Source organism: Nocardia sp. bgisy134 (assembly GCF_057708325.1).
Genome location: NZ_JBYIRW010000031.1, coordinates 52,988 through 66,393 on the forward strand (window position 1 = coordinate 52,988; position 13,406 = coordinate 66,393).

General features: G+C 63.0%; 10 protein-coding genes. 4 read left to right on the forward strand and 6 right to left on the reverse strand.

Going from position 1 to position 13,406, the window contains the following annotated elements; all coding sequences use genetic code 11:
* Window positions 1-29: 29 nt before the first annotated feature.
* The 4 genes from AC3ERS_RS34765 to AC3ERS_RS34780 all read right to left on the reverse strand — a co-directional run bounded on the left by AC3ERS_RS34765 (window position 30) and on the right by AC3ERS_RS34780 (window position 4,686).
* The gene (locus AC3ERS_RS34765; RefSeq protein ID WP_431972405.1) at window positions 30-992 is read right to left on the reverse strand and encodes a fumarylacetoacetate hydrolase family protein; all 963 of its coding nucleotides are present in this window, start codon (window positions 990-992) and stop codon (window positions 30-32) included.
* A 67-nt stretch (window positions 993-1,059) separates the two neighbouring features.
* Window positions 1,060-2,205 (reverse strand): cupin domain-containing protein, encoded by a 1,146-nt coding sequence (locus AC3ERS_RS34770; RefSeq protein ID WP_431972406.1) that lies wholly within the window; start codon window positions 2,203-2,205, stop codon window positions 1,060-1,062.
* Window positions 2,206-2,292: 87 nt separating this feature from the next.
* Window positions 2,293-2,736, reverse strand: a complete 444-nt coding sequence (locus tag AC3ERS_RS34775; RefSeq protein ID WP_431972407.1) for a cupin domain-containing protein — start codon at window positions 2,734-2,736, stop codon at window positions 2,293-2,295.
* Between the two features lie 207 nt (window positions 2,737-2,943).
* Window positions 2,944-4,686: an FAD-dependent monooxygenase gene (locus AC3ERS_RS34780; protein WP_431972408.1), complete on the reverse strand. Its 1,743-nt coding sequence runs from the start codon at window positions 4,684-4,686 to the stop codon at window positions 2,944-2,946.
* A gap of 231 nt (window positions 4,687-4,917) precedes the next feature.
* On the opposite strand from AC3ERS_RS34780, the gene AC3ERS_RS34785 reads away from it, so the two are divergent.
* The gene (locus AC3ERS_RS34785; protein WP_431972409.1) at window positions 4,918-5,028 is read left to right on the forward strand and encodes a helix-turn-helix domain-containing protein; all 111 of its coding nucleotides are present in this window, start codon (window positions 4,918-4,920) and stop codon (window positions 5,026-5,028) included.
* A 227-nt stretch (window positions 5,029-5,255) separates the two neighbouring features.
* Window positions 5,256-5,657: an IclR family transcriptional regulator domain-containing protein gene (locus AC3ERS_RS34790; RefSeq protein ID WP_431972410.1), complete on the forward strand. Its 402-nt coding sequence runs from the start codon at window positions 5,256-5,258 to the stop codon at window positions 5,655-5,657.
* Window positions 5,658-5,946: 289 nt separating this feature from the next.
* Here the strand turns inward: AC3ERS_RS34790 and AC3ERS_RS34795 are convergent, their stop codons facing one another.
* Window positions 5,947-6,780, reverse strand: coding sequence for an SDR family oxidoreductase (locus tag AC3ERS_RS34795; RefSeq protein ID WP_431972411.1), 834 nt, complete (start codon window positions 6,778-6,780; stop codon window positions 5,947-5,949).
* 1,100 nt (window positions 6,781-7,880) lie between these two features.
* Between AC3ERS_RS34795 and AC3ERS_RS34800 the strand changes: the two genes are divergently transcribed.
* Window positions 7,881-8,789, forward strand: a complete 909-nt coding sequence (locus AC3ERS_RS34800; protein WP_431972412.1) for a CE1 family esterase — start codon at window positions 7,881-7,883, stop codon at window positions 8,787-8,789.
* A 69-nt stretch (window positions 8,790-8,858) separates the two neighbouring features.
* Here AC3ERS_RS34800 and AC3ERS_RS34805 read toward each other — a convergent pair whose 3' ends face one another.
* Window positions 8,859-11,708 carry an FAD-binding and (Fe-S)-binding domain-containing protein gene (locus tag AC3ERS_RS34805; RefSeq protein WP_431972413.1) on the reverse strand — a complete coding sequence of 950 codons (2,850 nt, stop codon included), beginning with the start codon at window positions 11,706-11,708 and terminating at the stop codon, window positions 8,859-8,861.
* 41 nt (window positions 11,709-11,749) lie between these two features.
* Here AC3ERS_RS34805 and AC3ERS_RS34810 point away from each other — a divergent pair, with 41 nt between their 5' ends.
* Window positions 11,750-12,487: a GntR family transcriptional regulator gene (locus AC3ERS_RS34810; RefSeq protein WP_431972414.1), complete on the forward strand. Its 738-nt coding sequence runs from the start codon at window positions 11,750-11,752 to the stop codon at window positions 12,485-12,487.
* Window positions 12,488-13,406: the final 919 nt, after the last annotated feature.

Consider the following 13,406-nt stretch of genomic DNA (forward strand, 5'->3'; position numbering starts at 1 on the left):
TGCGCGAGCGCCGAATTAGGGAATATTGTTCAGGCGCTCGCGACAATGCGCGCTTGCAGCGAACCGAGATGCGGGGAAGTCACTTCGACGATGTCCCCTGCTTTGAGGAAGAGGTCGAGTGGCAAATGTCCATCGGGGTCGGCGATGGTGCTGTCCACCGCGGTACCGGGGCCGGTGCCGCCACTGAGTACGTCGCCCGGGAGAAGCGTCAGATCTTCGGAGATCTGCTCCAACAGTTCGCCGAACGAGTGGATCATGTCGCGGCTGTTGAACCGCTGCCGCACCTGCCCGTTGACCCGTGTTTCGACCTCGCAGCAGTTGGGATCTACTTCGTCGACAGTGATCCACGGCCCGATCGACTTGGAGTTGTCGAAGTTCTTGTGCGCGTAGAAAGGCGCCTGGAACGCGATCTCGGTGTGGCTGCGGATGCTCCAATCGATGACCAGCGTCGTCCCCCACACTCTGTTCTCCCACCGGTCGGCCGACAAGCGCTTTCCGCCTTTGCCGAGCACCACCGCGACCTCGCCCTCGTAATCGAACAGCCCGTCCGCGCTGTTGGGAACTGGGATGTCCGAGTGCGGACCGGCCGGGGGTGATACGACCCAGAAACCGCCGGCCTTACCTTCGCGGGTCTTCGAATAGACCTCTTCTGCGGTGATCGGACGGCCACGGTTGGCGTATCCCCTGGCGACGTGGGCAGCGTAGTTGCCTCCGGCAAACGCGAACCGCCGTCCTGGGAACGGAGGATGCAGGTGCGTCGCCGCGAGGTCGGTATGCAGCCCAGGCTGGTCGGTGGCTTCGAACTGCTCCAGCAACCGACGCACACGGTCGAGTCCTCGGTCTCCCGCTTCGATCAGTGTGAGCAGCGAGGTGAAGACTTCGCCATCATCGGCCACAGTGCCGCCAGCGTGGGCGGCGAGCGCAAGGTCGAGAATACGATCTCCCTGGATCACTCCCAATCGGCCTTGCTGGCCGTAAACCACGAACTTCATCGGAATCGACCGCCTGCTGCGCCAAACGCACCCGCCTTGCCAGGGTTCGCGATCTCGGTGGCTGTGCTCATCCAAGCGCCTCGATCGAGTGGAAAACGAACCCTCCGGCAACCGACAGATCGTGGAGAGCCTCCTTCGTGGCACCCTGCGCCCTCATCCGATGTACTTCGGCCATCGTTCGTTCGTGGCCGGCCGGGGAGTTCAGGGTGACGAACTGCGCCTCGGCATCGCTCTTGTTGTTGAAGCCGTGGGTGCAGTTGCGCGGACAAAACGCGAAGGCGCCCGGAGTCAAGGCATTGGTCTCTGTCGCGCAGGTGAGCTCCAACTGGCCGCCGGTGATGAAGAAGAACTCTTCTTCAGTGGGCTGGTGATGCGGAGGCGCACCCAGGCCGGGCGGACCGGACACCAGGTTGAGCATGGCGTTTCCGCCACTCGTGTCACCGTTCAGCAGCTGCTTCCGACGCGTGGCTCCCGTCAGCGAGGAGTCGTACTCGTCGGGTGTCGTGCGCACTAATCGCGGTAGCACCGGAAGCTCGAGAAATTTTTCCCTGAGCCGCTCCAGATCACCGTGTCCCGTGAACTCGAACTCGACCGGAGGCAGCTCGTAATTCGTCTTGCCGTCGTTCTCCAGAAGCGTGTCGTCGAATCGGACACCGAATCGCGACAGGATCGCGTGGTAGCTGGATTCGTCCTGTTCCCCGGTCTCGGTCCAATGGTCGTGAGCGGCCTCGAAGGCACGCTCGGCACCGGCGGGTGAATGGACGATCACCAGTTCGACCGGCCGCTCCGAAGTGTTGCGGAAGCTTTGACGCGTGCGTGGCGGCACGAACCCCAAGCTGTGCTTGCCTACGCTGTCGACCACATTGCCGACACCGAGTTCCACCTCGCCGTCGGCGACCACGAGATACGTGTGCGTGTCCTCGTAGTAGTGGGCAGGAAGTCCCACACCGGGTGCGAGGACGACGCTGTAGGCCGCAAACCGACCCTCGCTTTGCTCTCCGCGCAGCATGGTTCGGACATCGAGATCCGCCCAGGAATGATCGATTCCCTCATCCCGATTTTCAGCGATAACGGGCACGGCCGCATGGCGCGCCCACTGCTGCCGCAGCGCCGCGAAATCCGCTGGACTTTCGATGACCGCATAGATCGACGGACGCAGTTCACCGATAGACGCATCGACACGGCGATTCTCGTCATCTTTGAACTCGGACATATCATTGACTCCTTCAAATTTCACAATTCAGCTGACCCGCTGGGGCGACAGTGAGTGCGTGGCAGCGCAATGCCCGCACGGGGACAGCTAGTTCGTGTCCCGCTCAGCTCCCACGAGGACGACCGCGATCGTTGCTGTTCGGTCGCTCCTGTTTCGCCATGCATGCCGTGTCCCGGCCTGGACAAGCACGTCGTGCTCTTTCAAGAGCACTTCCTGCTGATCATCCAACTCCAGAACGATCTCGCCGTCGAGAACGATGACGTAGTCGATCGAATCCGTGCGATGAAATCCCGGGGCACCGCCTTCGAATGTCGCCGCCATGTCCGGCTGCTGCTCCATCATTTCGGCTACTGCAGCAGCCGGATCGAAGTCTTTCCTCATGGCCCAGGCATCAGGGGGAACCTGAAGGAACAGCAGTCGCGTCTGACCGAGCGGTGGAATGAGGGTGGTCTCGCTCGACACGGCTTCGGCTTCGGCCTCCGCGGTGATGTGCGGCTGGGCCAGGGTTGCCCACGCGAACGACCACTGCATGCCAGGTATGTTCGTGTATGCGTGGGAACGGGGCGGCTTCCCGTCACTGACAACGACAGCTTTGCCCTCGCGGTGGCCGGTGACCACTCGACGGATCATGAGTTCCTCCGTTCACATGTTCGAGCAGAGCGGTTGTCGCGCTCCGCGACTCGGGCGATATGACGAAGTCCAACAAGCCTCTCTCCCGAGTCCCTGTACCGATCGCTCTCAGCGCGCCAGAACATGGTCGAGCGCAGTACGGAGTTCCTCGGCAGGCTTGTCGCGCAAACCCATCGATCGCCAGGCGATATGGCGGTCAGGACGCACCAGGATCGCGCCCTGGTCGCCCACCTCTCGGATCGCCACCCAATCGCCGACGATGTCGTCGTATTCACAGCGCAGCCCAATGGAGTACACGGGCAGTTCGATGCCGAGCGCGGCACCGACCTCGGCTGCGGCACGTATCCACGGCTCGCCACCGATGCCGACGATGAGGCTGAATCGACCGTGCCCGACGAGGTCGAGCGTGGACACCTGCTTCTGCTCGTGCTCCACCCATGCATGGGGAAGGTAGGCACCCGGATGTGTCGTTCGCTCATAATGCAATTCGGGATCGCGTTGCGGCTCCGGGAAGGGAATGCCGTCGTCGACCACCGAAGAAGATTCGTACCGGTAACCGAGCTCCACACCGAGGGCGTTCGACCGATAATTCTGCAGCTCGAGAGCCTTCGCCAAGGTCTTGCGGCGTTCGGTTGCCTTCGCCGAGTCCTCGTAGAGCTCGTACAGAACGTTCCAGCCTTCTTCCATGGACTGGCCCTCCGCGAAACCGAGCGCGGCAACGAGATCGGCCATGTTGTGCCAGCTCTTGATCGCCCGAGCCACGACCTGCGAGCCGACCGGTTGGCGCTCGGGCTCGTAACTGTTGAGCAGTCCCTCACCGGCCTTCCCGGTGATCACCCAGGCCAATTTCCACGCAAGATTCCAGGCATCCTGCACAGAGGTGTTGGTGCCGAGGCCGCCGGTGGGTGGGTGCCGGTGTGCGGCATCACCAGCCAGGAAGATCCGCCCCTTTCGGTACTCGGTGGCCACGACGTTGTTCACCTGCCACTGCGTAATGGCCTTGACCTTGATGTCGAGTTTCGGATCGCCGATCACCAACCGAGCCTTCTCGATCACTTCGGCCTCTGAGGGGAGCCCGTCAGAGTTCCAAGGGTGCACCAACATCCACTCGTTCCAGGGCCGCACGTTGGTCAAGGTGGCGGTTCCAAACCACTGCTCATGACCAGGCTGCGCAATCCAGAACAGAACTCCGGGGCGGTAATCGACGTACTTGGTGAGATCGACCTCGATCCAGGAGTTCGCCATCCCCCGCAAGCCGGCTTGCCCTTCGAAATCGAAGCCGAGCTTTTCGGCAATTGTCGACCGCGCACCATCCGCAGCGATGACGTAGCGCGCGCGCACCATGTACTCCGTTCCGGTGTCGCGCCGGCGCACCCGCGCGCGCACCTCGTCGGGAGTCTGCTCGATGTCCACGAGCTCGGTGGAGAAACGCACATCCGCACCACGGTCCTGAGCGGCGGCGAGAAGCACCGGTTCCATCACGTGCTGCGGGCAGTTGACGGCGTCACATGGACTCGCTGCCGCATAGTCGGAGAGGCGGTCCCAAGACGTTCCGTAACTCTTGTACCGAGCAATCTCCATTCCCGCCAGGGATGTGGCCAACACGTTGTTGTTCAGCCACGACAAGGAGTAGCCGACCTCCTTGATCTGCGATTCGATGCCCAAATCCCGGAAGACCTCCATAGTGCGCAGGTTCGTAATGTGCGCACGCGGAGTGTGCGCGGTCCCGGGGTACCGGGAGATCGCGAGGGTGGAGATCCCCTGGGAAGCGAGGCTCACCGCTGCAGTGAGCCCGGTGGGCCCACACCCAACCACTAGAACGTCGGTGTTGATGGTGCGGATGACAATCACTCCTTCAGACTGCGCTGTCCAGCGACTTAGCTCGCCGCCGTACCGCTATGCGGACCATGCGGTTCACTAAGAGGGACGGTACAGCGCCAAAAGTGTGACTGTCAACACCGCTTCGCCCAATTCAGTTGTTGCGCCACCTCTGTGACATGGGCTTTCCCCGGATTGCCCACATGGTGCACGCCTGGTCTGCAATATGGACCGGCCAGAGGCGTTGGATGAAGGGAGCGTTCGGTGCGTAGCGTGCGAACGACCTTCCAGCTCCTGGAAGCGGTCGCGGAGAATCAGCCCATTGGGCTCAGCGAACTCGCCCGCCGCGTCGGGATACCCAAGAGCACCGTGTAGCGAAGCCTGGCCACCCTTGCCGATCCGAACTGGATCCAGCCGGATGGGCATGAGATCGCACGGTGGATACTCGGGGCTCGGGTGCGTGGCCTCAGCGACAGAGTCGATGACCTCGGTCGATTGCGCGACGCAGCCCTACCTTTCCTCGGGCGACTCAATAGTGAGATCCTGGAGACGATTCATCTGGCAGTGCTCGACCATGACACCAAGCGGTTGATCGAACGTCAGTGCAGCAAGCATGCACTCGGCTGGTGAAGCCGATCGGCCCCCGCTCGCCGCTACACGCCTCGTCGACCGGCAAATCCGTGCTCGCCCACCTGCCGCCGAACCACATCGAGAGCTACCTCGAGGCGGGGCTGAGTGCGGTTACCACCAAGACCATTACCGATCCCGAAGCGCTGCGAACCGACCTCCAGGTCATCCGCGAACGGGGCTACGCCATCACCCACCAGGAGCTGACCGAAGGGATAGTCTCGGTCGCGGCGTGCATCCAAGCGGGTCGCAGTCGGCCCATCGCCGCTATCAGTATCTCTGCACCCGCCGCCAGGATGGCCCCTCGAATGCCGTGCTGCATACGAACAGAGGTCGTCGCCTCAGCAGCCAGGGTAGCTGCGCAGCTTCGCAAATAAGGGAGCGATCGTCCGAACGTCGACAATCCTCGGCCGCTGCGCCAAAGGTGTACCTGCGCAACCGGACTCAGAGCCGACGGATGTGCCAGACCCGCCAATCGCCGATGCCGCCAGCCGGAGTGCCGCGCACTATCCAGACGATGAGCTGGGCGACCAGGTCAGGCTACGGACCCCGACGCAGCCTTTTACATTCGACTGAAGCCCAACCGGACACGCCGGTAACGGCACCATCGCCTCGATGGCAGATCAGGAAAATCCCCTGCCACACAATGACATTGCCGTGCTGACCTCAGATGAAGAGGTCGAGTTCCAGATCCTCGTCCCGCGTGCCGGGAACCGCGGCGTACGCCGAAAGGTCGGTCTGTCCGACGCCGTGCAACACATCGGCATCGATGTAGCAGTGCCCGCTACGCTCGGATGGGTTCGATGACAAGATCACGGCCGCAGCATCCGCCATGATTTCCGGAACTCTGGCGGCGCGCATTCCTGCCTCGCCAGCGACAACATTGTTGACCGCTGCGGTCGCGATCAGGGTCTGTGGCCATAGGCAGTTGGCGGCGATACGACTGCCATGTTGCTCCGCGACCCCCAGAGTCAGCATGGTCATGGCGTATTTGGTCAGTGTGTAGGGCGCATGCATGGCGAGCCAGCGCCGATCGAGATTGAGCGGAGGAGACAAGGAGAGCACGTGGGCGTGGGGTGAATCGAGTAGATGAGGCAGAGCCGCGGACGTCAGGCCGAAGGTGCCGCGCACATTGACGTCGAGCAACAGGCCAAACCGCTTCAACTCGAGTTCGCCCACCGCTCGTAGGTCGATCGCCGAAGCATTGTTCACGACGATGTCGATCCCGCCGAACCTCTCGACACAGGCCTCAACGGCGCGGTCCACCGTAGCTGCGTCGCGGATGTCCCCCACGATGGGAAGTGCTTGCCCGCCGGAATTTTCGATCTCCGCAGCAGCAGTGTGGACCGTACCCGGCAGCCGCGGGTCGGGCGAGTCGGTCTTGGCGATGAACGCGATGTTGGCGCCATCTCGCGCGGCGCGGACAGCGATGGCAAGGCCGATACCTCTACTTCCACCGGACATGAGGATCGTGCGGCCGGCCAGGGAACTGCGGGACATCTGTCTTCTTTCGTTTTCAGGTTATCGGGGTCTTGAGCCGTTCATAGTCGGCAGAATTTCCGCGCCGCGACGGGACATCCTTTCGCTAGAAGGCTCCGGGGAATATCCGGGAATACGAGTCCGCGGATCCCACCTTCGCTGTACCGCATCGACACCGCGCATACAAAAACACCGGGCAAGATAGGTGGAGTGCGCTCACGGTGCGTGCAGTGCATTCCGAGGACGAGCCGTCCAGCACCACGCTGAAACACGGTTGTCCCGTGCTGAAGCGACGCCTCCGCTGGCTATCCGAGCCCAGACGCCTACCCATGCAGGAACGGTCCATCGTCATCCTCTCCTCCATGTGGCGACCGCCCCGCAGCACGTTCCCGCAGCGTACCATCTGGACCGAATAGTGGTCCGCTCGGTCCAAGATTGCCGTCCTCATTCCAATCCCCACACACCCCGCCCGACCCCGTCGGATCGATAGCCGTGGTGCGATCACGCCACGGCGGTTACGAAGTCGAACCAGGCCCCATTGAACAGCCGAACGTCAGAAGCTGCACAGATGCCTCCGACGCGCACAGAACCCCATCGGGCGCCGAGGCCGACCGACACGGCGATTAGCCGCTTCGTGTGGCCTGCAGGTTCTATTGACAACCCCTTCCGGGAGTGGTTGCATTGCCCCTCAATACGATCTAACCGGTCCATATAGCGGGTCAATGAAGAACAAACGTCGTGTCAGATGCTTGGAGCGACGGCCATGTCGGCTATCACAGCACCCTCCTCCGGAAGTCTCCGGCGCCATCACTCCACACGAAAGCTCCCAGCGACGTCCTCATGCGGCCATGCGACTCGCGCGCGCCGAGCTCCCCTCCACGGCAAGGCGGCGTTCGCACCGCAATACGAACCAGCCTCGAAGAGGATCTTCGGGCCTTTGCGGTCGACATCCACCGTGGGAAGGCGAAGGCATCGCGACACCGTGGCACGACTTATGCGCTCAGTTGTCCTCACAGGTTTCAGCGCTCGCGATGCGTCCCGCGCGATGCCTCGTCGGGGCGACATCATCGACCGCGAAACGCGGCCGATCACCAGGCATGAATTTATCAATGGAGCATGACATGAGTGATTTGAATATTGTCCGTTCCGAATGGACAATTACCAGCGCAGCCCGCCAGAGGCGTTATTTGATGCTGCAACCACAAAATCAAAGTTCCGCGTCACTCCCCGTCGTGATCGACCTCCATGGCAGCGGCATCGCCCCTGAAGACCATCTCCGCATAACCGATGCACAGACCCTCGCGACCCAGGCGATCGTCATCGCACCGGAGGGCGCTATCCCGTTTACCGTCGCCGAGTCCCTTCCACCGGCCACTGCCTGGAACGTCCCTGGTATTCCCATGCCCGGTGAGACCGGCGTTCGGCCCGATGCCGGCACTGTGGACGATGTCGCCTTCATAGGCCACCTCATCGACGACGTGGTCGAGCGCCAGGGAGCTGACCCCGCCCGTATCCATCTTCGCGGCTACTCTGGTGGTGCGCGTCTCGCTTCCCACATCGCTGCGGCTCTCCCCCATCGCATCGCATCGATCGGTTGCATCGCTGGAGTGCGCTTCCCCCCTCGACCTTCATCTTCGATGCCCCCGTTGCTGGCTATTCATGGACGGCAAGACCCGTTCAACCCGTTCGATGGCGGTACCGACGAACGTTGGTGCGAATCCGTCGAATACGCAGTCGGCAGATGGGCCGACCACTGGGGATGTCACACACGTACCGAGCGGATGATCGATGACGGCGTCCACGAGATTCGTTACGAACGAGTCGACGGATCCAGCCCCGTACGCCTGATCATCGTGGAAGAGGCAGAGCACTCATGGCCTGGCACGAGCGACCGGCGCCACATTGCCGCCTTCGGTGAAGCTGGGGCATTCAGTGCCTCGACGGCATACTGGCGCTTCGTTGAGGAAGTCGAGCAGGTGGCTCCGACGTCGAAAACGCCCTCGAACACCTTCCCGCCTCCGGAAGGATGATCACCCAAGCGACGTGACTCCCTTCGGGCACTACCCGGAGGGAGTCACGTCGCTTGCTGTATGTGAGATCTATCGACGTTCGCCAGCGATCTGCATATCGAGTCGCTCGGCCAGCAGTTGCGCCAAATGCGTCCCGCGGCGGTCGGTCAGATCGTCCAGTTGAGTACGGCAGGAATAGCCGTCGGCGAGGATGGTCGTGTTCGAGTCTGCGGCCGCCACGGCGGGGAGCAGTTGCTGCTCGGCGACTGCCACGGACACCTCATAATGCCCCTTCACGACGCCGAAGTTGCCAGCAAGTCCGCAGCAGCCGCCGAGGCGCTGCACCTGCGCACCTGCCTCCTCGAGGAGCTTCGCATCCGCACTCCAACCCATTACGGAGTGGTGGTGGCAGTGCGGCTGCGCGACGACAGATGTCCCGAGCAACGACGGTGGCTCCCATCCGCGATCGGTGAGCAGTTCAGCGAGGGTGCGAGTCCGCTCGGCGACCGATGAGGCGGCTGCGGAGCCGAGTAGTTCAGCAGCGTCGCCACGTAGCACTCCGGTACACGATGGCTCCATTCCCACGATCGGCGTACCCGCCGCGGCGAACTCGGACAATGCGTTGACAGTTCGACCGAGGATCCGCTTCGCTGCGGTCAGCTGACCGGTCGAGATCCAAGTCAGGCCACAGCACTGCTGTGCGTCGGTGAGTTGTGGCCGGTATCCGGCGGCCTCGAGGACCCGCACGGTCGCGCGTCCGATCTCGGGCGTGAAGTAGTTGGTGAAGGAGTCGACGAACAGAACCACAGGGTCTCCCGTGATGGTGCGGTCGTGTTCTGTTGCCGTGAACCAGGACCGGAACGTCTGCTTCGCGAATGGCGGGATGGCGCGGCGCCTGTCGACCCCCGCCGACGACAATACGAGCGGGCCGATTCCAGGGATTCGCATCGCGGCGTTGGCCAACCGCGGCGCGTGACTGGCTACCTTGGCCCACCGCGGCAGCCATCCCAAGGTGTAGTGCGACGCCGGCCGGATCCGGCCGGCGTAAGTCTGATGCAACACCTCGGATTTGAACGCGGCCATGTCGACTCCGGTCGGGCAGTCGGATGAGCAGCCCTTGCACGACAGGCACAGGTCGAGTGCCTCGTGTACCTCGGGTGAGCGCCATCCGCCGGTGACGGCGGAGCCGTTGATCATCTCCTGAAGGACCCGGGCACGACCCCGAGTGGAGTCCTTCTCTTCCCGGGTGGCTTGATACGACGGGCACATCACTCCGCCGGTCGCAGTGTTGTCTGCCCGGCACTTACCGACCCCGGTACAGCGATGCACCGCCTGGGTGAAATCGCCACCGTCGTGGTGGTAGCCCAGGGCAAGATTGCGGCGCAGCACGGGAGCAGCGGGGACTCTGAGGTCCGCGTCGACAGGACGGGGGTCGACCACGACGCCGGGATTGAGGATGTTGTCGGGATCGAAGGCGTGCTTGACAGCGGCGAACAGATCGAGTGCGTCCACCGAGTACATCAGCGGTAGTAACTCGCTGCGAGCCCGCCCGTCGCCATGCTCCCCGGACAGCGATCCGCCGTAGCGAGCGACGAGAGTGCTTGCTGCGACAAGGAACTCGCGGAAAACACTGCTGCCACCGGGCTTGTCGAGTGGCCAGTCGATCCGTACGTGCATGCACCCGTCGCCGAAGTGACCGTAGGGCAACCCGGTCACTCCGTAGTCGGCCATGAGGGCATCGAAGTCCCGCAGATAGTCGCCGAGCATGTCGGGTGGGACCGCGGCGTCTTCCCATCCTGCGTGTGCAGGCAGCCCGGCAGGACTGCGACCAGCCAGACCCGCACCGTCGGCCCGAATCCGCCACAACTCGGCTGTACGGCGGGCGTCCGTGACGACCAGGCTGTCCACGGCTCCGCATTCACGCCCGACCTGCCGGGCTCTGGCGACAGCCTCGTCGAGGTCGTCGCCGACTACCTCGACGAACAGCCACGCCGCGCCCATTGGCAGTGGCGGAACCGCATCCAGGCCACGCCGGGCTCGTACTACGTCGATGATCCGGGAGTCGATGCCTTCACATGCGGTGGGATCGAATTTCAGTACCAGCGAAGTGGCGTCCCCTGCCGAGGCGATGTCGGGGTAGCCGAGGACGACCAGCACCCGGTGTGCGGGTTCGGTGACCAGCCGTACTGTCGCCTCCGTCGCAACCACAAGAGTGCCCTCGCTGCCCACCACCATTCGGGTGACGTCGAACCTGTTCTCCGGGAGGAGATGCTCCAGTGCGTACCCGGAAACCTGCCGACCGAACCGCCCCAGTTCAGTGCGGATGGTCGCGAGCCCTTTGCGCGTGACCTGTTGCAGACGGGACAGAGTCGGTGATGAGGGTGTCGTCCCCGCCGCACCGAGCCGCAATGATTCGCCGGTGCCGGTGAGCACTTGGAGAGCAGTGACGTTGTCCGAGGTTCGGCCATACCCGAGAGTGCGGGACCCACAGGCGTTATTGCCGATCATCCCGCCGATCGTGCAGCGTGTGAACGTCGAGGGATCCGGACCGAACCGCAACCCGTGCGCTGCCGCAGCTCGCTGGAGCACTGCCTGTACCGTGCCCGGCTCAACGGTGGCCGTCCGCGTGTCGGGGTCGATCGAAAGCACACGGTTCATGTGCCGGCTGAAGTCGAGGACCACGCCTGTCCCGACCGCGTTGCCGGCCACCGATGTGCCACCGCCGCGACTGGTCAGAGGCACACCTTCACGACGGCACACAGCGAGCGCCGCCGTGACCTCGTCGGCGTCGCGTGGGCGGGCGACGACCAACGGGCGCACCCGGTAGAGCGAGGCATCAGAGGAGTAGGCGGCGCGCGTGGTGTCGTCGGCGAGAACGTCGCCGACCCCGGAACGGCGCAGCTCAGCGGACAGGGCATCAGCAGATATCACGCGTAGCATGCTACAGGTCGTAGCATGCTACGGCTGATATAGTGTCCGTTGTGGTCGATGGTGTGCTTGAATTCGAATCGCTCGCGCTGTCGAAAGGACGGCGCATGGAGCAGGCGATTACTGCCATCCGCGCCGCGATCGACGACGGGCGAATGAAGCCCGGGGTGAAATACTCCGCGTATCAGCTCGCCGAAGTCCTCGGAATCTCGCGCACCCCGATACGCGACGCACTGCTCCGCCTCGAGGAAGTCGGGGTTATCAGATTCGAGGCGCGCCAAGGGTTCCGCATACTGCAACCTCGACCCAAAGAGATCGCCGAGATCTTCGCGGTCCGACTCGCCCTGGAGCTTCCCGCCGTCCGCAAAGCCGCCGCAAACTCCGGGGCGGTGCTGGCAGAGGCATTGCACGAACAACGCCGCCTGATGCAGAACGCCGCAGCCAATGGCGACGAAAACTTGTTCGCACAACACGACCAGCGACTACACGACCTCATCCTGAGTGCAGCCGACAACGCCCGTGCACGGGCGATCGTCAAATCACTCCGCGAGACCACCCGCCTCCTGGGCGCATCGACCGCGGACAAGACCAGAACCCTCGCCGACATCGACGACGAGCACACCCCGATCCTCGACGCCATCGCCGCGGGCAGTCCGGATCAGGCGGAGGCGGCGATGCGGACTCATCTTGTCAACACCGGAAAGCTTCTTGTTGCCCAGGCGATCAAAGGCGAGATCGGCGAGAATATCGATCTGCAGGTCGAAGAGATTTGGTCGGCGGTCGTCGGCTGACTCGACATCGGACCGGTTCCCCACGACCACGCACCCGGATCCCACTATGGTCGAGCAGCTCCGCGGAGATGAGGAGCACGATGACTCCCGAAGGCCTCCGTTCCGATTCGCCGACCAACCACTTTCGAACAGCCTGCACTTCGGTGCACGCTGATTGCTGTCTCCAGCAACGGTATTCACCGTTGCCGAGACCGGTGGCGCACGAGTGTTGGCATCCGCCGCCTGTGACCCGACGGGTTCCACCGATCTCCTCACGTGACACAACCATTCCAAGACGCCTGACAACTGACAGGGACGTGAGTCTTGACATGAGGCCGACCAGCCGCGTGGGCACACCTGGACCACGGGCGGTGTGGACAAGCCAAATCTGGCCGCGACCGAAAGCGCTACGCAAGCGCTGGCACGAACGCCAGCAAATGTGACAGTTCACTGCCGCCACTGCGGTCCACAATACAGACCAGAGGTGCGCCTCCATGGGACGACACCCGACGCAGGGCAGCGAGTTTCTGCACCATGTAGGCATTCCTGATGTTGACAGCATCCCAACCCCACATGTAGCGTCCCTTAATATGATCCAGTTGGTCCATATTATGGACCATGATCTATTTCTCGCAGGTGTCGTAACACCGAGGGACAGAGCCGCAGCCGCACGGCGTGGACTGCGGCACGGCCGGACGGATCGTGACCATCCACCCGAACAACCTAGGAGCTGGCTGTGTGTTGATATGCGGGGCGGCCGATAGAGCCAGCTGCCGTTTCCGACGGGCGGGATCTCAATCCGCTCGACCCAATACAAGGTGAATGCGGACCTAGTAACTGAAGTACCAAGCATCTTCCCCTGACATGTCCGGGGAAGCTCGATCGACAACAACCCCGAGGCAGCCATGGATATCTGTGTCTTGACCGGTCGAATTCTGTT

Coding starts and splice junctions, on each gene's coding strand:
- AC3ERS_RS34765 (WP_431972405.1), bottom strand. CDS start 992: ATGAAGTTCGTGGTTTACGGCCAGCAAGGCCGATTGGGAGTGATCCAG.
- AC3ERS_RS34800 (WP_431972412.1), top strand. CDS start 7,881: ATGAGTGATTTGAATATTGTCCGTTCCGAATGGACAATTACCAGCGCA.
- AC3ERS_RS34805 (WP_431972413.1), bottom strand. CDS start 11,708: ATGCTACGCGTGATATCTGCTGATGCCCTGTCCGCTGAGCTGCGCCGT.
- AC3ERS_RS34795 (WP_431972411.1), bottom strand. CDS start 6,780: ATGTCCCGCAGTTCCCTGGCCGGCCGCACGATCCTCATGTCCGGTGGA.
- AC3ERS_RS34775 (WP_431972407.1), bottom strand. CDS start 2,736: ATGCAGTGGTCGTTCGCGTGGGCAACCCTGGCCCAGCCGCACATCACC.
- AC3ERS_RS34770 (WP_431972406.1), bottom strand. CDS start 2,205: ATGTCCGAGTTCAAAGATGACGAGAATCGCCGTGTCGATGCGTCTATC.